At 46.0% G+C, this 22,731-nt stretch carries 24 protein-coding genes, 2 tRNA genes and 1 rRNA gene; all 27 read left to right on the top strand.

Annotated elements, in window-relative coordinates; all coding sequences use genetic code 11:
• Nucleotides 1-261, top strand: a complete 261-nt coding sequence (locus OWN49_RS18730; RefSeq protein WP_004264639.1) for an RNA-binding S4 domain-containing protein — start codon at nucleotides 1-3, stop codon at nucleotides 259-261.
• 78 nt (nucleotides 262-339) lie between these two features.
• A complete protein-coding gene (gene yabP / locus OWN49_RS18725) occupies nucleotides 340-642 on the top strand; it encodes a sporulation protein YabP (RefSeq protein ID WP_004264638.1) in 303 nt (100 codons plus the stop codon).
• Nucleotides 639-1,274: a spore cortex biosynthesis protein YabQ gene (gene yabQ / locus OWN49_RS18720; protein WP_004264635.1), complete on the top strand. Its 636-nt coding sequence runs from the start codon at nucleotides 639-641 to the stop codon at nucleotides 1,272-1,274. Before yabP ends, yabQ begins: the two co-directional genes overlap by 4 nt.
• Before the next feature lie 17 nt (nucleotides 1,275-1,291).
• Nucleotides 1,292-1,669, top strand: coding sequence for a cell division protein DivIC (gene divIC, locus OWN49_RS18715; RefSeq protein WP_016936533.1), 378 nt, complete (start codon nucleotides 1,292-1,294; stop codon nucleotides 1,667-1,669).
• Between the two features lie 80 nt (nucleotides 1,670-1,749).
• Nucleotides 1,750-2,136, top strand: a complete 387-nt coding sequence (locus OWN49_RS18710; protein ID WP_004264630.1) for a S1 domain-containing RNA-binding protein — start codon at nucleotides 1,750-1,752, stop codon at nucleotides 2,134-2,136.
• A 157-nt stretch (nucleotides 2,137-2,293) separates the two neighbouring features.
• Nucleotides 2,294-2,370 (top strand) — tRNA-Met (locus OWN49_RS18705).
• Nucleotides 2,371-2,379: 9 nt separating this feature from the next.
• Nucleotides 2,380-2,451 (top strand) — tRNA-Glu (locus OWN49_RS18700).
• A gap of 209 nt (nucleotides 2,452-2,660) precedes the next feature.
• Nucleotides 2,661-5,150: a stage II sporulation protein E gene (gene spoIIE / locus OWN49_RS18695; RefSeq protein ID WP_139890530.1), complete on the top strand. Its 2,490-nt coding sequence runs from the start codon at nucleotides 2,661-2,663 to the stop codon at nucleotides 5,148-5,150.
• Between the two features lie 67 nt (nucleotides 5,151-5,217).
• Nucleotides 5,218-5,955 carry a VWA domain-containing protein gene (locus tag OWN49_RS18690; protein WP_004264624.1) on the top strand — a complete coding sequence of 246 codons (738 nt, stop codon included), beginning with the start codon at nucleotides 5,218-5,220 and terminating at the stop codon, nucleotides 5,953-5,955.
• On the top strand, nucleotides 5,921-6,922 hold the full coding sequence (locus OWN49_RS18685) for a protein kinase domain-containing protein (protein ID WP_077721692.1): 1,002 nt from the start codon (nucleotides 5,921-5,923) through the stop codon (nucleotides 6,920-6,922). Before OWN49_RS18690 ends, OWN49_RS18685 begins: the two co-directional genes overlap by 35 nt.
• Before the next feature lie 104 nt (nucleotides 6,923-7,026).
• On the top strand, nucleotides 7,027-8,445 hold the full coding sequence (gene tilS / locus OWN49_RS18680; protein ID WP_176283086.1) for a tRNA lysidine(34) synthetase TilS: 1,419 nt from the start codon (nucleotides 7,027-7,029) through the stop codon (nucleotides 8,443-8,445).
• Entirely contained in the window at nucleotides 8,442-8,981 is a 540-nt protein-coding gene (gene hpt / locus OWN49_RS18675) for a hypoxanthine phosphoribosyltransferase (protein ID WP_004264611.1), read from the top strand. The genes tilS and hpt overlap by 4 nt, the downstream gene beginning before the upstream one ends.
• A gap of 97 nt (nucleotides 8,982-9,078) precedes the next feature.
• Nucleotides 9,079-10,998, top strand: coding sequence for an ATP-dependent zinc metalloprotease FtsH (gene ftsH, locus OWN49_RS18670; RefSeq protein ID WP_004264608.1), 1,920 nt, complete (start codon nucleotides 9,079-9,081; stop codon nucleotides 10,996-10,998).
• Nucleotides 10,999-11,146: 148 nt separating this feature from the next.
• Nucleotides 11,147-11,923 carry a type III pantothenate kinase gene (locus OWN49_RS18665; protein ID WP_013350777.1) on the top strand — a complete coding sequence of 259 codons (777 nt, stop codon included), beginning with the start codon at nucleotides 11,147-11,149 and terminating at the stop codon, nucleotides 11,921-11,923.
• Nucleotides 11,924-11,933: 10 nt separating this feature from the next.
• A complete protein-coding gene (gene hslO / locus OWN49_RS18660; RefSeq protein WP_014304205.1) occupies nucleotides 11,934-12,809 on the top strand; it encodes an Hsp33 family molecular chaperone HslO in 876 nt (291 codons plus the stop codon).
• 45 nt (nucleotides 12,810-12,854) lie between these two features.
• Complete coding sequence (locus OWN49_RS18655) at nucleotides 12,855-13,745, top strand: peptidyl-prolyl cis-trans isomerase (RefSeq protein ID WP_017419485.1); 891 nt, start codon at nucleotides 12,855-12,857, stop codon at nucleotides 13,743-13,745.
• 75 nt (nucleotides 13,746-13,820) lie between these two features.
• Complete coding sequence (cysK, locus tag OWN49_RS18650) at nucleotides 13,821-14,747, top strand: cysteine synthase A (RefSeq protein ID WP_004264603.1); 927 nt, start codon at nucleotides 13,821-13,823, stop codon at nucleotides 14,745-14,747.
• Nucleotides 14,748-14,914: 167 nt separating this feature from the next.
• Nucleotides 14,915-16,336 carry an aminodeoxychorismate synthase, component I gene (gene pabB, locus OWN49_RS18645; RefSeq protein WP_024084798.1) on the top strand — a complete coding sequence of 474 codons (1,422 nt, stop codon included), beginning with the start codon at nucleotides 14,915-14,917 and terminating at the stop codon, nucleotides 16,334-16,336.
• Nucleotides 16,337-16,342: 6 nt separating this feature from the next.
• On the top strand, nucleotides 16,343-16,930 hold the full coding sequence (gene pabA / locus OWN49_RS18640; protein ID WP_003150674.1) for an aminodeoxychorismate/anthranilate synthase component II: 588 nt from the start codon (nucleotides 16,343-16,345) through the stop codon (nucleotides 16,928-16,930).
• On the top strand, nucleotides 16,927-17,811 hold the full coding sequence (pabC, locus tag OWN49_RS18635; RefSeq protein WP_176283087.1) for an aminodeoxychorismate lyase: 885 nt from the start codon (nucleotides 16,927-16,929) through the stop codon (nucleotides 17,809-17,811). Before pabA ends, pabC begins: the two co-directional genes overlap by 4 nt.
• Nucleotides 17,792-18,649, top strand: a complete 858-nt coding sequence (folP, locus tag OWN49_RS18630) for a dihydropteroate synthase (protein ID WP_003150672.1) — start codon at nucleotides 17,792-17,794, stop codon at nucleotides 18,647-18,649. Before pabC ends, folP begins: the two co-directional genes overlap by 20 nt.
• Entirely contained in the window at nucleotides 18,642-19,004 is a 363-nt protein-coding gene (gene folB, locus OWN49_RS18625) for a dihydroneopterin aldolase (protein ID WP_003150671.1), read from the top strand. Before folP ends, folB begins: the two co-directional genes overlap by 8 nt.
• Complete coding sequence (gene folK / locus OWN49_RS18620; RefSeq protein ID WP_025854071.1) at nucleotides 19,001-19,504, top strand: 2-amino-4-hydroxy-6-hydroxymethyldihydropteridine diphosphokinase; 504 nt, start codon at nucleotides 19,001-19,003, stop codon at nucleotides 19,502-19,504. Before folB ends, folK begins: the two co-directional genes overlap by 4 nt.
• On the top strand, nucleotides 19,456-19,665 hold the full coding sequence (locus tag OWN49_RS18615; protein ID WP_003150668.1) for a helix-turn-helix domain-containing protein: 210 nt from the start codon (nucleotides 19,456-19,458) through the stop codon (nucleotides 19,663-19,665). The genes folK and OWN49_RS18615 overlap by 49 nt, the downstream gene beginning before the upstream one ends.
• Before the next feature lie 21 nt (nucleotides 19,666-19,686).
• Nucleotides 19,687-20,688: a tRNA dihydrouridine synthase DusB gene (gene dusB, locus OWN49_RS18610; protein WP_014304210.1), complete on the top strand. Its 1,002-nt coding sequence runs from the start codon at nucleotides 19,687-19,689 to the stop codon at nucleotides 20,686-20,688.
• 89 nt (nucleotides 20,689-20,777) lie between these two features.
• The gene (lysS, locus tag OWN49_RS18605) at nucleotides 20,778-22,277 is read left to right on the top strand and encodes a lysine--tRNA ligase (RefSeq protein WP_014304211.1); all 1,500 of its coding nucleotides are present in this window, start codon (nucleotides 20,778-20,780) and stop codon (nucleotides 22,275-22,277) included.
• Nucleotides 22,278-22,605: 328 nt separating this feature from the next.
• Nucleotides 22,606-22,731 (top strand): 16S ribosomal RNA (locus tag OWN49_RS18600); the annotation flags it as partial.

The following is a 22,731-nucleotide window of genomic DNA, read 5'->3' as shown; positions in this document are numbered from 1 at the left end:
ATGAGACTTGATAAGTTTTTAAAAGTATCCAGATTAATTAAACGCCGCACATTGGCGAAAGAGGTCGCCGATCAAGGGAGAATCACCGTTAACGGGAATCAGGCGAAAGCCAGCTCAGACGTAAAAGCTGGTGATGAACTGAAGGTCCGCTTCGGGCAGAAGCTTGTCACCGTGAAGGTAAATGAATTGAAAGAAACAACGAAAAAAGAAGAAGCCGCGGGCATGTATACAATCGTCAAAGAAGAAAAACTCGGCGAATAGGCTTGTTCTAAACAAGGCTCCCGCCTCATACAATGCAGTAATAATGCTAAAAGTATCGAGGATATGGGGGCTGAATAGATGAATTCATATTATGAGCAAAAAGGTTCTTCTTCTGTTCCGGAACAGCATGATGTAACGATGAAAGGGAGAAAGCATTTAGACATTTCGGGCGTCAAGCATGTGGAAAGTTTTGATAACGAAGAGTTTTTGCTGGAAACGGTTATGGGAATGCTTTCCGTCAGAGGCGAGAACCTGCAGATGAAAAACCTTGATGTGGAAAAAGGGATTGTATCTATAAAAGGCAGGGTGTTTGACCTTGTATATCTAGACGAGCAGCAAGGGGATAAAGCTAAAGGGTTTTTTAGCAAGTTGTTTAAATGACGCTGACGACCCAATTTTATACGATGCTGGCAATGACCGGTATGGGCGCCTGGCTCGGAGCGTCGCTTGATACATACAGGCTGTTTGTCAGCCGCGCCAAAACGGCCAGATGGCTGTTATTCATTCATGACATTCTCTTTTGGATTGTACAAGGTCTGCTGTTTTTCTATGTGCTGCTCAACGTGAATGAAGGAGAACTCAGGGTATACATTTTCTTGGCTGTCTTACTGGGTATTGCGACGTACCAAAGCCTGTTTAAACGAATGTATATAAAAATACTGAAATTTGCCATTCATCTTGCGGTGTCTCTTTACCAATTCGCAAAAAAGCTCATTCAGCACGTGCTGTTCCGTCCGGTGCTTCTGCTCTTTAAGCTGCTCATCGGGCTGATCACGGTTATTTCTTTATACTCCTATCGGGTGAGTGCCTTTTTTGCGAAGTGTCTTTTTAAGATCGTAGCGTTTTTGCTGTATCCGCTGTTTTTCCTGTTGAAACAATTATTGAAACTTCTTCCTGAAAAGTGGCGTCTTACTTTCAAACGATATTTTCAAAAAAGTGCAGGATTTTTACAAAAGAGCAAGAAACTAATCATAACAATCAGATCGACCATGATACGTATTTTGAAAAGGTGAAAGGAGGACCGTCTGGTTTGAATCTATCTAGAGAACGTACAATAACTGAAATTCAAAACGACTATAAAGAGCAGGTTGAACGGCAATCCCAGCTTATGAAAAGAAGGCGGAAAGGGCTTTTCAGACGGTTGATCGTATTCGGCGCCCTTGTGTTGTTGACGGCTATTGTCTTAGCGGGTTCTCTGTGGTCACAGACCTCTTCCCTTAGCGCAAACGAAGAAAAAAAGGCTCAGCTGGAAAAACAAGTAAAAGAATTGGATGCGAAACAGGCTGATTTAAAAGATGAAATTTCCAAATTAAAGGATGAGGATTACGTCACAGAGCTTGCCAGAAGAGACTTGTTTATGTCAGGAAATGGTGAGATTCTCTTTAATGTAGAAAAGAAGAGCAAGTAGCCTTGTTGACACTTAAATTTTTATTTAGGTATAATTAAACAAACGATCTTTTTATAAGCCTAAGGAGGAGCACTTTTTTTATGTCGATTGAAGTTGGCAGCAAGTTGCAAGGGAAAATAACAGGTATTACAAATTTCGGAGCATTTGTTGAATTGCCTGGAGGCTCAACCGGTCTCGTTCATATCAGTGAGGTAGCCGATAATTATGTAAAAGACATTAACGAGCATTTAAAAGTCGGCGATCAAGTTGAAGTGAAAGTCATCAACGTTGAAAAAGACGGGAAAATTGGTTTATCAATTAAAAAAGCTAAAGACCGTCCGCAAGCCAGACCTAGAAATGATTTCCGTCCGAAAGAATCTTTTGAACAGAAAATGAACAAGTTTCTTAAAGATAGCGAAGACCGCTTATCATCTTTAAAACGAAACACGGAATCAAAACGTGGAGGGCGCGGAGCAAGAAGAGGATAACTTGCTGCTTTCTATAAATACATGGAGCATCCGTCTATCCCAGCGGGTGCTTTTTTTGTATGCGCCTTTATAGTCAGAAAATTAAAACTTTGAAGTTTCTGTTGACGGAATGAAGAAACCTTTGTATTATATAACTTGTGCTTATAAGCACCTATATGGCGGTGTAGCTCAGCTGGCTAGAGCGTACGGTTCATACCCGTGAGGTCGGGGGTTCGATCCCCTCCGCCGCTACCATATATATCTGGCCCGTTGGTCAAGCGGTTAAGACACCGCCCTTTCACGGCGGTAACACGGGTTCGAATCCCGTACGGGTCATCAAGCGAATCGGCTTCTGTTGCAGAAGCCGATTTTTTCATATTTAGACAACTTTTTGAGAAATGTCGGAGGAAATACGAAAGGAAAGGGGAACAAGGGAGAAAGCGTCGAAGAGTTCTTTGGAATTGTTACCTTCTTTTGACAAAATCCTATCTGTGCTTTCATTTATAATGACAAGCAACGAATAAAACAGGTGGGGGATGAGAGCAATGGAAAAAGCGGAAAGAAGAGTGAACGGGCCGATGGCGGGACAAGCTCTGGAAAAACTGCAATCGTTTTTTGAAAAGGCGGCAAAGCTTACAGTCCATCAAGCGCATTCACTTTTTTTCTATAAGGGTTTCATTTATGTCGTGATCGGTTTTTTACTTGGACGGGCTTTCATATTATCTGAGGTTCTTCCGTTTGCACTGCCGTTTTTCGGAGCGATGCTTTTGATCAGAAGAGATAAAGCCTTCTATGCTTGTCTGTCTTTGCTTGCGGGCGCTTTAACCATTTCGCCGAAACACTCTTTATTGATTCTCACAGCTTTGGCCGTCTTCACTCTATTTTCAAAAATCGGTACATATATCGTGCAGGACCGGGTGAAGATGCTGCCGATCGTGGTGTTTTTCTCAATGGCTGCCGCGAGAATCGGATTTGTTTATTTTGAAAGCGGCGCTTTTACAACCTATGATTATGTGATGGCTGTTGTCGAGGCGGGCCTGGCCTTTATTTTGACGCTGATCTTTTTACAAAGCCTGCCGATTTTCACGATCAAAAAAGTGAAGCAATCGTTAAAAATAGAAGAAATCATCTGTTTTATGATCTTGATCGCATCTGTTTTAACCGGGCTTGCCGGTGTTTCATTTCAGGGAATGCAGGCTGAGCATATCCTGGCCCGCTATGTCGTGCTGAGTTTTTCCTTTGTCGGCGGGGCAAGCATCGGCTGTACGGTCGGTGTTGTGACCGGACTGATCCTCGGGCTTGCGAATATCGGGAATCTCTATCAAATGAGTCTGCTTGCGTTTTCCGGGCTTCTTGGCGGGCTGCTGAAAGAAGGAAAGAAAGCCGGCGCCGCAGTCGGATTGGTGATCGGCTCACTGCTGATTTCATTATATGGAGAAGGGTCTGCCGGATTAATGACCACTCTTTATGAATCTTTGATTGCCGTTGTTTTGTTTTTGATTACGCCCCAATCGATTACGAAAAAGGTGGCGCGATACATACCGGGCACTGCTGAGCACAGTCAGGAACAGCAGCAGTACGCGAGGAAAATCAGAGATGTCACCGCCCAGAAAGTAGACCAGTTCTCCAATGTGTTTCATGCCTTGTCGGAGAGCTTCGCCATCTTTCATCAGACGTCTTCCGATGAGCAGGCGGAAGAAGGGGAAGTGGATCTCTTTTTAAGCAAAATCACCGAGCATTCCTGCCAATCCTGCTATAAGAAAAGCAAATGCTGGGTTCAAAACTTTGATAAAACATATGATTTAATGAAACAAGTTATGCATGAAACAGAGGAAAAACAGTATGCCTCAAACCGCAGATTAAAAAAAGAGTTTCAGCAGCACTGTTCCAAATCCAGACAGGTGGAAGAGCTGATTGAGGACGAACTTGCCCACCATCACGCCCATCTGACACTGAAGAGAAAAGTTCAGGACAGCAGGAGGCTTGTTGCCGAGCAGCTGTTGGGGGTTTCTGAGGTCATGGCGGACTTTTCTCGGGAAATAAAACGGGAGAGGGAGCAGCATTTTATTCAGGAAGAACAAATGATAGAGGCGCTTCAGCATTTCGGAATCGAGATTCAGCATGTCGAGATATACAGCTTGGAGCAGGGCAATATTGATATCGAAATGACAATCCCGTTCAGCGGAGGACACGGTGAGAGTGAGAAAATTATCGCCCCGATGCTGTCTGACATTCTTGAGGAGCAGATACTTGTCAAAAGCGAACAGCACTCGGCTCATCCGAATGGCTACAGCCATGTTGCGTTCGGTTCGACCAAATCGTACCGGGTATCGACAGGCGCGGCTCATGCGGCTAAAGGCGGCGGCCTTGTCTCCGGCGACAGCTACAGCATGATGGAACTGGGGGCGAGAAAATATGCGGCCGCGATCAGTGACGGCATGGGCAATGGGGCGAGGGCCCATTATGAGAGCAATGAAACGATTAAGCTGCTCGAAAAAATTCTCGAATCAGGTATTGATGAAAAAATAGCGATCAAAACGATCAACAGTATTCTGTCTTTACGGACGACAGATGAAATCTACTCAACTCTCGATCTTTCTATCATTGATCTTCAGGATGCAAGCTGCAAATTCTTGAAGGTCGGTTCAACGCCGAGTTTTATCAAGCGGGGAGATCAAGTCATGAAAGTGCAGGCCAGCAATCTGCCGATCGGTATCATCAATGAATTTGATGTGGAGGTTGTAAGTGAACAGTTAAAAGCGGGAGATCTGCTCGTCATGATGAGTGACGGTATTTTTGAAGGACCGAAGCACGTTGAAAACCATGACCTGTGGATGAAACGGAAAATGAAAGGGCTGAAAACCGAAGATCCGCAGGAAATCGCTGATATATTAATGGAAGAGGTCATCAGAACGCGTTCCGGCCAAATCGAAGACGATATGACGGTGGTTGTTGTCCGGATTGATCACAACACGCCGAAATGGGCTTCCATACCGGTGCCGGCGGTATTCCAAAATAAAAAGGAGATTTCTTAATCCTTTCGTATAAATCACTTTCCTTCTGGCGAAGATGGGACTAATCGTATCACCGGGAGGAATGTATGTGAATAAGGGACATTTAAATCAAGTTCTGCTGATTACAGATGGCTGCTCCAATCATGGTGAAGACCCGATTGCAATGGCGGCTTTCGCCAAGGAGCAGGGGATTACGGTGAATGTTATAGGAATTATGGAAGAAAATGCGATTGACCAAGAGGCAATGAAGGAAGTTGAAGGCATCGCCATGGCCGGTGGCGGCGTCCATCAAGTTGTGTACGCGTCACAATTGTCTCAGACGGTTCAAATGGTAACGAAAAAAGCAATGACCCAGACGCTGCAAGGTGTCGTCAATCAAGAGCTTAAACAAATCTTAGGGAAAAACGTTGAAATGGAAGAGCTTTCTCCTGAAAAACGGGGCGAAGTGATGGAAGTGGTTGATGAACTCGGAGAAACAGTTCATCTGCAGGTGCTTGTGCTGGTTGATACGAGTGCGAGTATGGCGCCGAAACTGCCGACGGTGAAAGAAGCGCTGATCGATCTTTCCATCAGTTTAAATTCCCGGGCCGGACAAAATGAATTTGCCATGTGTATATTTCCCGGGAAAAGCCAGGAAGTTGAGCTTGTGCTGAATTGGACGCCGAAGCTTGAATCCCTTTCTGCACTCTTTGCGAAGCTGTCGACCGGCGGTATCACCCCTACGGGCCCCGCTATCCGGGAAGCGACGCAGCAGTTTGAGAGAATCCGCTCAAGAAGGAGCATGTTGGCAGATGATGAACGACGCTTTAACGAGTTTGGCATGTAGTCTGGCACCGGGGACGGCAATTCAGGGCAAATGGAACGGCAAATCCTACAGATTGCTCAAACAGCTTGGAAAAGGGGCTAACGGTATTGTATATCTGGCAGAAGCATCAGGCGGACAGGTCGCTTTGAAAATTAGCAGCGACAGCATGTCTGTTACCTCTGAAGTGAATGTCTTAAAATCCTTTTCAAAGGCCCGGTCGCAAACGATGGGGCCTTCTTTTTTTGATGCGGACGATGCGTTTATTCCGCAGCTGAATAAAAATGTCTCTTTTTACGTGATGGAGTACATAGAAGGGCCGCTTCTTCCGCAATATATCAGCAGTAAGGGAGCGGAGTGGATTCCGGTGCTGATGGTGCAGCTTCTTTCCAGCCTGTCAGTCCTTCATCAGCAGGGATGGGTGTTTGGCGACCTCAAACCGGAAAATCTTATTGTAACCGGACCGCCGGCTGCCATTCGCTGCATTGATGTAGGGGGAACGACAAAACAAGGCCGCGCGATTAAAGAGTATACGGAGTTTTACGACAGGGGCTATTGGGGGTATGGAACAAGAAAAGCAGAACCATCCTACGACCTGTTTGCTGTCGCAATGATCATGATCCACTGTGTCCAGAAGAAAGAGTGCAAAAAGTCAGGACAGCCGAAAGAACAGCTTCGTTCTATCATTGAAGGCCACCCGTTTCTGAATAAGTATAAGAAGGTTCTGTTTTCTGCTTTAAACGGCCAATATCCGTCTGCGGAAGCCATGAAGCATGACATCCTGACGGCGGGGCAGAGCGCCGGGAGTAAAAGGAAAGCCGCCGCCAAGCCTAAGCCGCCGCAATCAAAACCGCGGCCGGGCGCTGTATCTCAAACGCGATATAAACCTAAACAAAAACCCGCAAAGCACAATGGTTTGTTTGAAACAACACTTATTTTAATCAGCGTTCTCGCCCTTTATTTCGCTTACATCGTCTTTTTTCTCATCTAATGCCGGCCGGACGCCTGCGCTCATGCTTCTTCTTTGCTTGGAGGGAATGAAAGTGATAGGATATGTATATCTTTAAAAAACCTGCTCATTGTGAGGGGGACATTGTGAAAAGCGTGGAAGATTTTTTCAAAACATATCATCTTCAGGCGGAGGGAGAAACGATTATTGCCGGGGTCTCCGGAGGCCCTGATTCAATGGCGCTTCTCAGTATGCTGAATAAGCACTTCGGGCATTCTTCCGTTATCATAGCGGCGCATGTCGACCATAAGTTCAGGGGTCCAAATTCTGAAGAAGATATGAAGTTTGTGCAGTCATATTGCGAAGCGGAACACATCCTCTGCGAAACGGTACAGATTGATGTTTCTGCATACGCAAAAAAGAATAAGCTGAACAAGCAGGCTGCCGCGCGTGATTGCAGATATCAGTTTTTCGAAGATCTGATGGCAAAACACCAAGCGAAGTTTTTGGCGCTGGCTCATCACGGCGATGACCAGGTTGAGACAATGCTCATGAGGCTTGCGAAAGGTACGCTCGGCGCAGGGCTCGCGGGAATGCAGCCCGTCCGCGAATTTGCATCCGGCTGGCTGATCAGGCCTTTCCTCTATGCGGCAAAGGATGAAATCCTAGAATACTGCCGTCAAGAAGGGCTCAGCTACAGAACGGATGAGAGCAATGCAAAAGACGATTATACAAGAAACAGATTCAGAAAGACCGTGCTTCCTTTTTTAAAACAAGAATCACCTGACGTTCATAAAATGTTTCAAAAGGTGAGTGAAGCACTGACAGAAGACGAACAATACTTGCAGTCATTAACGAAAGAACGAATGAATAAGGTTATTACAAGCAAGTCTGACACATCGGTTGAAGTCGATTCCTCTCAATTGCTTGCCCTTCCGATACCTTTACAAAGAAGAGGAGTTCAACTAATATTAAACTATCTTTATGAAAACGTTCCATCGTCGTTTTCCGCCCGCCACATACAGCAGTTTCTGGAATGGGCGGAAAATGGAAGCGCCTCGGGAGTGCTTGATTTTCCGAAAGGGCTGAAGGTGGTCAAATCATATCAGACATGTTTGTTTACATTTGAACAATGGCAATGTGAAAAGGTTCCCTTTGAGCTGCAGCTGCAAGGAGCGGAAGGCGAGACTGCTGTTCTCCCCAACGGCTTTATGATAGAGGTGGCCGATCAGGCTGACCCTCATATCAAAAATGGGAATGCTGTTTTTATGACAAGCAGAAATAAGGTGCAATTTCCTTTAACAATCCGGACGAGAAAAATCGGCGACCGGATTAAACTTAAAGGGATGAATGGCTCGAAAAAGGTAAAAGATATATTTATTGATCATAAACTGCCTCTGCGGGATCGGGACGAATGGCCGATTGTAACGGATGCGAGCGGTGAAATTATCTGGCTGCCTGGCTTGAAAAAATCCATCTTTGACGATCTTGTGATTTCAAACAGTGACCGCATTGTATTACAATATAGACAGCATGAAAAGTGTAGGGGGCAAGCATTAACATGAAACAGGATATCGAAAAAGTGCTGATCTCAGAAGATGAGATCCAGCAGAAAGTAAAACAGCTTGGAGAACAATTAACAAGCGAGTACAGCGACACGTTTCCGTTGGCAATCGGTGTGTTAAAGGGAGCGCTCCCTTTTATGGCTGATCTTATAAAGCATATTGATACATATTTGGAAATGGACTTCATGGATGTATCAAGCTACGGAAATTCCACGGTTTCTTCCGGAGAAGTCAAAATCATCAAAGATTTGGATACATCTGTAGAAGGCCGGGACATCTTAATCATTGAAGATATTATCGACAGTGGGTTAACCTTGAGCTATCTCGTAGAACTCTTCCGATATCGTAAAGCGAAATCAATTAAGATTGTTACCCTGTTGGATAAACCAAGCGGAAGAAAAGCGGACATTAAAGCAGACTTCGTAGGCTTTGAAGTTCCTGACGCGTTTGTTGTGGGTTACGGACTTGATTATGCCGAGCGCTATCGCAATCTGCCTTACATCGGAGTATTAAAACCGGCGATTTATGAAAGCTGATCGGCTGCCTGCTTCCGAGATGGTTATCGGTTGTATTGGAATGATTTTCTATGGTACTATTGAACATAGTTGTGCTTACTGTGGGAGGAGGTAAGGAATGAATCGGGTCTTCCGTAATACCATTTTTTATTTACTTATTTTATTAGTAGTAATCGGGGTTGTGAGTTACTTCCAGACCTCAAACCCGAAAACAGAAAATATGTCGTACAGTACGTTTATCAAGAACCTCGATGAAGGGAAAGTTGATAGCGTATCGGTTCAGCCTGTCAGAGGTGTTTATGAGGTAAAAGGACAGCTGAAAAAATACGATAAAGACCAGTACTTTTTAACACATGTTCCTGAAGGAAAAGGAGCAGACCAGATATTTGACGCAATTAAAAAGACGGACGTAAAAGTTGATCCCGCACAGGAAACAAGCGGGTGGGTGACGTTCTTAACGACGATCATTCCGTTTGTCATCATCTTTATTCTGTTTTTCTTCCTGCTCAATCAGGCTCAGGGCGGCGGCAGCCGTGTCATGAACTTCGGAAAGAGCAAAGCGAAGCTGTATACGGAAGAAAAGAAACGCGTGAAGTTTAAAGATGTAGCCGGCGCGGATGAGGAGAAGCAGGAGCTCGTTGAGGTTGTTGAGTTTCTGAAAGATCCCCGCAAATTCGCCGAGCTTGGCGCCAGGATCCCTAAAGGCGTGCTGCTTGTCGGACCTCCGGGAACCGGTAAGACATTGCTTGCGAGAGCCTCAGCCGGTGAAGCGGGCGTTCCTTTCTTCAGCATCAGCGGATCTGACTTCGTTGAAATGTTTGTCGGTGTCGGTGCTTCCCGTGTGCGTGATTTATTCGAAAATGCGAAAAAGAATGCGCCTTGCCTGATCTTTATTGATGAGATCGACGCGGTAGGACGTCAGCGCGGCGCCGGTCTTGGCGGCGGGCATGATGAACGCGAACAGACGCTGAACCAGCTGCTTGTTGAGATGGACGGTTTCAGTGCAAATGAAGGAATCATTATTATCGCTGCGACAAACCGTGCGGACATTCTTGACCCTGCATTGCTCCGTCCGGGACGTTTTGACCGTCAGATTACGGTAGACCGTCCGGATGTCATCGGCCGTGAAGCCGTATTGCAGGTGCATGCGAGAAACAAACCGCTTGATGAGACGGTGAACTTAAAAGCAATCGCTTCAAGAACACCCGGTTTCTCAGGCGCAGATTTAGAAAACCTTCTTAACGAAGCGGCACTCGTTGCTGCCCGTCAAAACAAGAAGAAAATTGATATGCGCGACATTGATGAAGCAACGGACCGTGTCATTGCGGGTCCTGCGAAGAAGAGCCGTGTCATCTCGAAAAAAGAACGCAATATCGTGGCGTACCACGAGGGCGGTCACACCGTTATCGGACTTGTGCTGGATGAAGCCGATATGGTTCATAAAGTAACGATCGTTCCGAGGGGGCAGGCGGGCGGATACGCGGTCATGCTTCCGAGAGAAGACCGTTACTTCCAGACAAAACCTGAACTTCTCGATAAAATTGTCGGTCTTCTGGGCGGACGTGTTGCGGAGGAAATTATCTTCGGCGAAGTCAGCACGGGGGCTCACAATGACTTCCAGCGGGCAACGAACATTGCCAGAAGAATGGTGACAGAGTTCGGTATGTCAGAAAAACTCGGACCGCTTCAGTTCGGTCAATCTCAAGGCGGTCAAGTATTCCTGGGCCGGGATTTCAACAACGAGCAAAACTACAGTGATCAGATCGCTTACGAAATCGATCAGGAAATTCAGCGCATCATTAAAGAATGTTATGAGCGTGCGAAAACCATCCTGACTGAAAATCGCGATAAGCTTGAATTGATTGCTCAGACATTGCTTGATGTGGAAACATTAGATGCGGAACAAATCAAGCATCTCGTGGATCACGGAAAACTCCCTGAGCGCAATTTCTCAGATGACCATCTTCAAAAAGACGATGTGAAAGTAAACATCCTGTCTAAAACAGAAGACGAAAAGAAAGACGAGCCGAAAGAATAGTTCGCTTTCTGATATGAAAACCGCCGGCGTATACCGGCGGTTTTTTTACTGGTTTCGTTTTGTTTACAAAAGAGCCGCAGATCGTGTATGGTATTGTAGAATGTTGAAAATGTTATGATTAGAAACTATTCAAAAGTGGTGATAGAGGTTGTTACTGGTTATAGATGTGGGGAACACCAACACCGTGATTGGTGTATATCATGATGGGGAACTAGAATATCATTGGCGCATAGAAACGAGCAGGCACAAAACAGAAGACGAATTCGGCATGCTGCTCCGCTCCTTATTTGAACATTCCGGACTGATGTTTGAACAGATTGAAGGGATTATCATCTCATCCGTAGTGCCGCCGATTATGTTCTCTTTAGAAAGAATGTGCACAAAATACTTTCACATCGAGCCGCAAGTTGTCGGCCCGGGAATGAAAACAGGTTTAAATATAAAATATGACAATCCGAAAGAAGTGGGAGCTGACAGAATCGTCAATGCCGTTGCGGCGATTCAGCAGTATGGCGGCCCCTTAATTGTTGTTGATTTCGGAACGGCGACGACGTATTGCTACATTGATGAAAACAAACAATATATGGGCGGCGCGATTGCTCCCGGCATTACAATTTCAACGGAAGCGCTGTACTCACGCGCGGCCAAGCTTCCGAGAATTGAAATCGCCCGACCGGACAATATCATCGGCAAAAACACGGTAAGCGCCATGCAGTCCGGCATCCTTTTCGGCTATGTCGGACAAGTTGAAGGCATTGTAAAGCGGATGAAATGGCAGGCCAAACAAGAACCGAAAGTCATTGCGACAGGTGGGCTTGCGTCATTAATCGCAAATGAATCAGACTGTATTGATATTGTTGACCCGTTTCTTACTTTAAAAGGGCTGGAAATCATTTATGAGCGAAATCGCGTGGGTCACGTATAGGAGGTAAACGATGGATTATTTAATTAAAGCAATTGCATATGATGGTAAAGTGCGGGCTTATGCAGCCAGAACGACAGATATGGTAAATGAAGCGCAAAGAAGGCATGACACGTGGCCGACGGCATCAGCCGCAATCGGCCGGACGATGACAGCGTCTCTGATACTCGGAGCGATGCTTAAGGGTGAAGATAAGCTGACAGTCAAAATAGAAGGCGGCGGCCCGATCGGAGCCATTGTCGCAGATGCGAACGCAAAGGGTGAGGTAAGAGCATACGTATCAAACCCGCACGTTCATTTTGACCTCAATGAACAAGGAAAACTGGATGTCAGACGGGCGGTCGGAACTGACGGAACACTCAGTGTCGTAAAAGATTTGGGCTTGCGTGATTATTTTACGGGACAAGTAGAGATTGTCTCGGGTGAACTCGGTGATGACTTCACGTATTACCTTGTTTCTTCTGAACAAGTCCCTTCATCTGTCGGCGTAGGTGTTCTAGTAAATCCTGATAACACGATTCTCGCTGCGGGCGGATTCATCATTCAGCTTCTTCCGGGGACTGATGAAGAAACCATTTCAACAATTGAAAAGCAATTATCTCAAATCGAACCGATTTCAAAATTGATTCAAAAAGGCCTGACACCGGAAGAAATCTTAGAAGAAGTTCTGGGTCAAAAACCGGACGTTCTCGAAACAATGCCGGTCAAATTTCACTGTTCTTGTTCAAAAGATCGATTCGAAACGGCCATTTTAGGACTAGGCAAAAAAGAAATACAAGATATGATAGAAGAAGACGGAAAAGCCGAAGCGGTTTGCCATTTTTGTAATGAGAAATATTTATTTACAAAAGAAGAACTGGAAGAGCTTCGTGACGAAACAACCCGCTAGCTCTTTAGCGGGTTGTTCTATTTTATAAAAGGGATGGGGTAGATTTTGAAATCGAGAACACTTTTGACGATTATTGTAGCGGCGCTGTTGGTATGCAGTGTGACAGTGGCGTATAAGTTAACAAAATCCCAAGCCGCGGGGTCATCTGAAGAATCCATCGCGACAATCGGTGATAAACATATCACACGGCAGGACTGGATGAAAAAGATGGAAGACGAGTACGGAAAATCAACTCTGGAAGACATGATTAATGCACAAGTAGTGGAAGAGCTTGCGAAAAAGAATAAACTCACAGTTTCAAACAGCGAATTGGAGCGGGAATTTCTTTTAATCAAAGCGGTGAATAATTCATTTTATGAAGACAGCCATATTACCGAAAAAGAATGGAGAGACCAGATCCGCTACAACATTCTTCTTGAAGAACTGCTGACGAAGGACATCGATATATCGGATAAGGAAATGCAATCATTTTATAATAAAAATAAAGAACTGTATCATTTCGATGATTCCTACAGAATCAGGCACATTGTCGTCAAAAACAAGGAAGAGGCGGACAGGGTGCTTGCTGATTTGAAAGGCGGTTCCAGCTTTGAAGCCGTCGCCGCTGAGCGTTCCACGGACAGATACACGTCTCAGTACGGCGGAGACCTCGGCTTTGTGACAGAAAACCAGGAAAATATCCCGCAGGCATATATCACAGAAGCTAAAAATCTCAAAGAAGATGAATGGTCCGCTGAACCGATTAAAGTTTCTTCAGGATATGCCGTCATTCAGCTGAAAGAAAAGCTTAAAGCGAGAACTTTCTCATACAATGAAGTGAAGAGTCAAATCAGACGCCAGATCGCGATGGATCAATTAGGTGACAAGGCGACAGTCAAAACGCTGTGGAAAGAGGCGGGGGTCTCTTGGTTCTACGGGGAAAAAAGAACTAAATGATTGACAAAAAATTTTGAAATTGATAACTTATATTTATAATACCAATAAATTTAGTCGGAAATTGAGGTGTCCAACATGGTGCGTATTGCAAATTCTATTACTGAACTAATCGGAAATACTCCTATTGTGAAATTGAATCGCCTGACGGATGAAAACAGTGCAGATGTATATCTGAAGCTTGAATACATGAATCCGGGCAGCAGCGTAAAAGACCGTATCGGAGCGGCGATGATTGAAGCGGCTGAAAAAGAAGGAAAATTAAAAGCCGGCGACACAATCATTGAACCGACAAGCGGAAATACAGGGATCGGTCTTGCGATGGTGGCAGCGGCAAAAGGTCTCAGAGCCATTCTCGTTATGCCTGATACAATGAGTATGGAACGACGCAATCTGCTGCGCGCATACGGGGCGGAGCTTGTGCTGACTCCCGGCGCAGAAGGAATGAAGGGCGCCATTAAAAAGGCGGAAGAACTTGCCGAGGAACACGGATACTTTGTGCCTCAGCAATTCAACAATGCGGCAAACCCGGAAATTCACCGTCAAACGACGGGGAAAGAAATCGTAGAACAGTTTGGTGACGACCAGCTTGATGCGTTCGTGGCCGGAATCGGTACCGGCGGAACCATCACGGGAGCGGGCGAAGTGCTGAAAGAAGCATATCCATCCATCAAAATCTATGCGGTAGAGCCGGCGGATTCTCCGGTTCTTTCCGGCGGAAAACCGGGCCCGCATAAAATTCAGGGTATCGGAGCGGGATTTGTTCCTGAAACATTGAATACGGACATCTATGATCAAATCATTCCCGTCAAAAACGAGGATGCATTTGAATATGCCCGTAAAACGGCAAAAGAAGAAGGGATTCTCGGCGGTATTTCTTCCGGAGCGGCCATTTACGCGGCACTGGAAATCGCGAAAAAACTCGGGAAAGGCAAGAAAGTGCTTGCGATCATCCCTAGTAACGGAGAACGTTACTTAAGCACACCGCTTTATCAGTTTGAATAGAGACATACACACGGCTCCCGGCTGTATCCGGGAGTTTTTTTGTGCCTGAAGTATCGAAAATCCAAAAAACGTTTCGAATTTTATGGTTGGAAGTGAAATTCACTTTTTTCACCAGTGTGATTGCTTTAAAATAAAACTACAGTAAAACGAAGCAGAGGATTGATATGATGGCACAACGCAGACCGGCAGGAAGAAAAATACCTTTTACGAAACAAGCATTTTTACAGCGATATGAAAACCTTTCGAAATCGAGAAAACGGCATGTTCTGCTCGAAAGCGCGAGAGGGGGAAGATTCAGTATAGCCGGTCTAGATCCGATTGCGTCCGTCAGAGGGAAAGACGGAATTACAACGATCAAGCATGAGGGAGAAACACTGTTTAAAGAAGGTGACCCGCTGCGGGCCTTTCATGAATGGTTTGGAACGCTCGGAACGGAAACAAACGTTGAGTTTCCGGACTTTCAGGGCGGTGCGATTGGTTTTATCAGTTACGACTATGCCCGATATATTGAGAATTTTAAGATGCTGTCGTTAGATGATCTGGAAACACCCGATATTTACTTTCTTGTTTTTGATGATGTGGCCGTTTATGACCATGAGGAAGAGGCGTTATGGCTCATTACCCATACTGAAGCGGAAGAAGCGGATCTTGCGGAAGAAAAGCTGTCCGGCTTAGAGGACATGTGGTGTTCCCTCCAAACGGCGGACGAGCCTTTTTCACCGCTGAATCGGAATGGGGACGGATCGTACGCCGCTCCGTTCACTGAGGAAGGATTTTCACAGGCTGTAGAACAAATTAAACAATATATCGCGAGCGGCGATGTGTTCCAGGTTAATTTGTCCATCAGGCAGTCTCAGTCTTTATCCGTTCATCCGTATGAGGTGTATAAACACTTGAGAAACGTCAATCCGTCTCCTTACATGGCCTATCTCGAGACACCGGGGTTTCAAGTGATATGCGGGTCGCCGGAGCTATTGGTGACAAAGAAGGGGAAGAAGCTTGAAACGAGACCGATCGCGGGTACGCGTTCAAGAGGAAAAGACGATGCTGAAGACAAGGCTTTGGCTGATGAATTAATTCACAACGAAAAAGAACGTGCGGAACACGTCATGCTTGTTGATCTTGAGCGCAATGACCTCGGGCGCGTATCGCGCTACGGTTCCGTGCGGGTTAACGAGTTTATGGCGATCGAAAAGTATTCCCACGTCATGCATATCGTGTCAAACGTACAGGGAGAGCTGCAGGACGGATATGACGCGACAGACATTATTCATGCGGTGTTCCCGGGGGGCACCATCACGGGAGCGCCCAAAGTGAGAACGATGGAAATTATAGAAGAGCTTGAGCCGACAAGACGGGGGCTTTATACTGGATCTATAGGCTGGTTCGGATTTAACGGAGATTTGCAGTTTAACATTGTGATCCGGACGATCTATGCAGCCGGCGGACATGCTTTTATGCAGTCCGGAGCAGGAGTGGTTATTGATTCGGTTCCGAAGCATGAATACAAGGAATCGTTCAAAAAAGCTTTTGCGATGAAAAAGGCGTTAGAGCTGAGTGAAGAAGAGACAAAAAATCAGACGAGGTGAGCAGAGATGATTTTAATGATTGACAATTATGATTCATTTACGTACAACTTGGTTCAATATTTGGGTGAGCTCGGGGAGGAACTGATCGTCAGACGGAATGACGAGATTACGATTGAGCAGATTGAAGAGCTGGGTCCGGACTTCTTAATGATTTCTCCCGGGCCGTGCAGTCCTGATGAAGCGGGGATCAGCCTCGAAGCCATCAAACATTTTGCCGGCAGTATTCCTATTTTCGGCGTATGTCTCGGGCATCAGTCGATTGCGCAAGTATTCGGCGGCGATGTCGTCAGAGCAGAGCGGCTCATGCACGGCAAAACGTCAGAAGTTATGCATGACGGACAGACGATTTTTAACGGCCTGCAAAATCCGCTGGTCGCCACCCGGTACCATTCACTTATTGTCAAAGCGGACACGCTGCCGGATTGTTTTACGGTATCCGCTCAAACCAAAGAAGGAGAAATTATGGCAATCCGCCATAATGAGCTGCCTGTTGAAGGTGTTCAGTTCCATCCGGAATCCATCATGACCTCCTTCGGCAAAGAGATGCTCAGAAACTTTATAGAGACACACCGCAAAAAGGAAGTATCGGTGTGATTATATATTTGAATGGTCAATATATAGAGGAGAAAGAAGCGGCGCTTTCTCCTTTTGACCATGGTTATCTGTACGGGATCGGCGCGTTCGAGACGTTCAGGCTTTACAGCGGCCGGCCGTTTCTGCCGGATGCGCATGTCGCCAGGCTCAACAGGGCGCTTCGGGATCTGCAGATTGCATATGAGGTGAACGAACAGGAGCTGCTTGATATGCTTCGGAGACTGTTGCACCTCAATGACATAAAGGACGGCAGCGCGCGTGTCCGGCTTAACATCTCGGCAGGCGTCAGCGATAAGGGATTTGCCGCGCAGACTTATGAAAAGCCGACCGTTCTTTGTTTCGTCAGCCGGCTCAATCCGGAAACTCTGCCTGTTCAAAAAGAAGGCAGGCTTCTCTCTGTCCGGAGAAATACGCCTGAAGGACATTTCCGGTTAAAATCCCATCACTATTTAAACAACATGTACGCTAAACGGGAGATCGGGAATGATCCCAATCTTGAAGGGATTTTCCTGACCGGAGAAGGAGATGTCGCGGAAGGCATTGTCTCCAACGTGTTTTGGCGAAAAGGAGACAAGGTCTTTACGCCATCTTTGGATACGGGAATTCTCGATGGGGTAACAAGACAGTTTGTCATTGATGAATTGAAACGGCAGGGGACAGAAGTCACCGAAGGCCGATTCCGTTTTCAATCAATGCTTGAAGCGGATGAAGCATGGTTGACAAACTCCGTGCTTGAAATCATCCCGTTTTCTAAAATAGAGGAAGTGCCGCTGCCCGGAATGAGCGGAAAAACGGTGCAATTGCTCCGTAAGCAGTATCAGCAGGAAATAAACAAAATGAATGTACAGGAGGAGGAACAAAATGGCGCAGCAAACAATTGAACAGCCTAAACTGATTCATACAAAAAAAGGCGCTCTGTCCTATAAAGAGAAGACGCTCGTTATGGGGATATTAAATGTAACGCCAGACTCCTTCTCTGACGGCGGCAAATACGACAGTACGGAAAGGGCGCTTCTGCATGCGGCGAAGATGGCTGAAGAAGGGGCGCATATCATAGATATCGGCGGCGAATCGACAAGGCCCGGCGCATCACTCGTTTCGGCTGATGAGGAAATGTCACGAGTCATCCCCGTCATAGAACGGATCACAAGCGAGCTGGACATTCCGCTTTCAATCGATACGTACAAAGCGTCCGTGGCAGACGAAGCGGTCAAAGCGGGAGCCTCTATCCTTAATGACATCTGGGGGGCGAAAGGTGACCCTGACATGGCGTCAGTAGCCGCCGCACACGGAGTTCCGATTATCTTAATGCATAATCGTATGGAAAGAAACTATAACGATCTTATTCCTGATATGCTTGCAGACTTGATGGAAAGCGTAAAAATTGCCGCAGAAGCCGGTGTCACAGATGAAAATATGATTCTGGATCCGGGGATCGGCTTTGCGAAAAACTATGAGGACAATCTGGCTGTCATGAACAAGCTGGAGGTGTTCAGCGGGTTAGGGTATCCGCTGCTCCTGGCGACATCGAGAAAAAGGTTCATCGGCCGTGTGCTTGACCTTCCCCCTGAAGAACGTGCCGAGGGAACGGGAGCGACAGTATGCCTTGGCGTCCAAAAAGGCTGCGACATTGTGAGGGTGCACGATGTCAAAGAGATCGCAAGAATGACTAAGATGATGGATGCTATGCTGAACAAAGGAGGCGCGCATTATGGATAAAGTATATGTGGAAGGTATGGAGTTTTACGGATATCACGGCGTGTTCGAGGAAGAAAACAAACTCGGCCAGCGCTTCAAAGTAGACCTGACTGCCGAACTGGATTTGAGCAAAGCGGGAAAAACGGATGACCTTTCTTATACCATTAACTATGCGGAATTGTACAGTGTCTGCCGCGGCATCGTTGAGGGCGAGCCCGTTAATTTGGTCGAGACTCTTGCGGAACGGATCGCAGACACCGTCCTTGAGAAATTTGAGCCGGTGCAGCAATGTACGGTAAAGGTTGTTAAGCCTGACCCGCCGATTCCCGGCCATTATAAATCAGTAGCCATAGAAATGACGAGAAAGAAATCATGAACAATACGGCATATATCGGCCTCGGTTCCAATATGGGCGACCGTGAACATTATTTGCGCCAGGCAGTGGCCATGCTCAGCCGGCATCATGGCGTGACGGTGTCAAAGGTGTCCTCCATATATGAAACAGATCCCGTGGGTTATGAGGATCAAGATCAGTTTCTCAATATGGCGGTTGAAGTGAAAACGGCGTTATCTCCTTTTGAACTTCTTGACGTAACGCAGAGCATTGAAGCTGAATTAGGCAGAACGAGAGAGATTCGCTGGGGACCGCGGACGGCAGACCTTGACATTTTGCTGTATAATCGTGAAAATATTGAAACAGAGCGGCTGATTGTTCCGCATCCGAGAATGTATGAGCGCTTATTTGTCCTTGCGCCGTTAAAAGAAATATGTCCGCAGGCGGATCATATCACGATAAGCGCTGAAACAAACCAAGAAGGTGTAAGAGTATGGAAGCAGAAATCTGGGGTAGGCGAATTCGTGCATTCAGAAAGCTGAAAGGTTATACTCAAGAAGGATTTGCAAAAGCATTAGGTATATCAGTTTCTATTGTCGGTGAAATTGAACGCGGAAACCGATTGCCGTCAGATGCCATCATTCAAGATGCGGCAGATGTTTTAAATATAAGTGCGGACGAATTGGCCCCGCCTGAAAAATAGACAAATGAAAGGAGGGGAAAAATGTTTAAAATCGGTGATATTCAATTGAAAAACCGGGTTGTGCTTGCCCCTATGGCCGGTGTCTGCAACTCAGCGTTCAGATTGACTGTAAAGGAATTCGGAGCCGGATTAGTATGCGCTGAAATGGTCAGTGACAAAGCGATTCTTTACAACAACGCAAGAACAATGGGGATGCTTTACATTGATGAACGTGAAAAACCGCTCAGCCTTCAGATTTTTGGAGGGAAAAAGGAAACCCTTGTGGAAGCGGCGAAGTTTGTAGATCAAAACACGACTGCTGATATTATTGATATTAACATGGGATGTCCCGTACCAAAGATTACAAAATGTGATGCGGGCGCCAAATGGCTTCTCGATCCTGATAAGATTTATGAAATGGTATCCGCAGTAGTAGATGCTGTTGATAAGCCGGTTACAGTGAAGATGAGAATGGGTTGGGATGAAGATCACATTTATGCGGTGAAAAACGCCCAAGCCGTTGAACGTGCCGGCGGAAAAGCCGTTGCCCTTCACGGCCGCACAAGAGTGCAAATGTATGAAGGCACTGCGAACTGGGATATCATTAAAGAAGTGAAGCAATCCGTCTCCATTCCCGTCATCGGAAACGGTGATGTCAAAACGCCTCAGGACGCGAAACGCATGCTTGAGGAAACAGGAGTTGACGGCGTCATGATCGGCCGGGCCGCACTCGGCAACCCGTGGATGATTTACCGTACGGTGCAGTACCTTGAAACCGGTGAGTTAAAAGACGAGCCGAAAGTCCGTGAAAAAATGTCGGTATGCAAACTGCACTTAGACCGCCTGATTAAGTTAAAAGGCGAAAATGTGGCAGTCAGAGAAATGAGAAAACACGCTGCCTGGTATCTGAAAGGTGTCAGAGGCAATGCGAATGTACGCAATGAAATTAACCAATGTGAGACGCGTGAAGAATTTGTGCAGCTTTTAGATGCATTTACCGCCGAGGCAGAGGCAAAAGAGCTTCAAGATGCAAAAGTAGGTTAATATACACCCTCTATTGCTGCTCACTGCCAGCTTACCGCTGGCAGTTTTTCTGCTTTTTCGTGAAATCAAAATGTAACGGAGTGATACCAATGAGTCAAGAAGAGCAAAATCATGAGGAATTGAACGACCAGCTGCAAGTCAGACGAGATAAAATGAACCAACTGAGAGAAAACGGCATTGACCCTTTCGGCGAACGTTTCGAGAGAACGCATCAATCTCAACAGATCATAGAAGCCTACCAGGAGCTTTCTAAAGAAGAACTGGAAGAAAAAGCGATCGAAGTGACCATTGCAGGCCGTATGATGACAAAGCGCGGAAAAGGGAAAGCCGGCTTTGCGCATCTGCAGGACTTAGAAGGTCAAATTCAAATTTACGTAAGAAAAGACAGTGTCGGCGAAGAACAATATGAAATCTTTAAATCTTCAGACCTCGGAGACGTTATCGGCATCACGGGGAAAGTTTTCAAAACAAACGTAGGCGAGCTTTCTGTCAAAGCGACATCTTTTGAACTGCTGACAAAAGCACTGCGTCCTCTTCCTGATAAATATCATGGGTTAAAAGACGTTGAACAGCGTTACCGCCAGCGCTATCTCGATCTTATCGTAAACCCTGACAGCAAACAAACGTTTATCACACGCAGCAAAATCATCCAAGCGATGAGAAGATACTTAGATGACCATGGATACTTAGAAGTTGAAACACCTACGATGCACAGCATACCGGGAGGAGCGTCTGCACGCCCGTTCATCACGCACCATAACGCGCTCGACATGCCTCTTTATATGCGTATTGCGATTGAACTGCACCTGAAACGCCTGATTGTCGGCGGATTGGAAAAAGTCTACGAAATCGGCCGCGTGTTCCGTAACGAAGGTGTTTCTACACGCCACAATCCTGAATTCACGATGATCGAGCTGTATGAAGCGTACGCCGATTATAAAGATATTATGAGTCTTACGGAAAACCTCGTAGCACATATTGCGCAGGAAGTGCTTGGAAGCACCACAATCCAGTACGGCGAAGAGCAGATTGATCTGAAACCTGAGTGGAAACGACTCCACATGGTAGATGCGGTCAAAGAAGCGACAGGCGTAGATTTCTGGAATGAGATGACTGTTGAAGAAGCGCGCGGTCATGCAAAAGAGCATGGTATCGAGATCACAAACTCAATGACGGTGGGTCATATCATCAATGAATTCTTCGAACAAAAAATTGAAGAAACACTCATTCAGCCTACATTTATTTACGGCCACCCTGTAGAGATTTCTCCTCTTGCTAAGAAAAATCCGGAGGACCCTCGCTTTACAGACCGTTTTGAGCTGTTTATCGTCGGCCGTGAGCACGCTAATGCGTTTACGGAGCTGAATGACCCTATTGACCAGAGGGAACGCTTTGAAGCGCAGTTAAAAGAAAGAGAAGAAGGAAACGATGAAGCGCATATGATGGATGAAGACTTCGTTGAAGCTCTTGAATACGGCATGCCGCCGACCGGGGGATTGGGTATCGGTATCGACCGCCTTGTCATGCTGTTAACAAATGCTCCGTCTATCAGAGACGTTTTATTATTCCCTCAAATGAGACAACGCTAATAAAAGGGAAGGCGCCGTTTCTGCTTATCGCAGTCCGGCGCTTTTTTAGAAACAAGCCGCTCGTAAAACTTTTTTGATTTTCTTTTAAAAAACTATTGCACTATTATTTGTGAGGTGGTATATTATTATTCGTTGCCGCTAAACAAGGCGCTGACGAAAAAGGAAATTCAAAAAAAGTTGTTGACTTCAAGAGATTGATAAGATATAATAATAAAGTCGCTTGAACGAAAGACAAAATGATCTTTGAAAACTAAACAAGACAAAACGTACCTGTTAATTCAAAGTTTTAAATAAATCGTACAGCGATGTGCGTAGTCAGTCAAACACTTTATCGGAGAGTTTGATCCTGGCTCAGGACGAACGCTGGCGGCGTGCCTAATACATGCAAGTCGAGCGGACAGATGGGAGCTTGCTCCCTGATGTTAGCGGCGGACGGGTGAGTAACACGTGGGTA

It is taken from the genome of Bacillus sp. NEAU-242-2 (assembly GCF_027853835.1).
Lineage (GTDB): Bacteria > Bacillota > Bacilli > Bacillales > Bacillaceae > Bacillus > Bacillus velezensis.
Note: the sequence above shows the minus strand (reverse complement) of the source record. Positions and strands in the feature narration are given on the sequence as shown.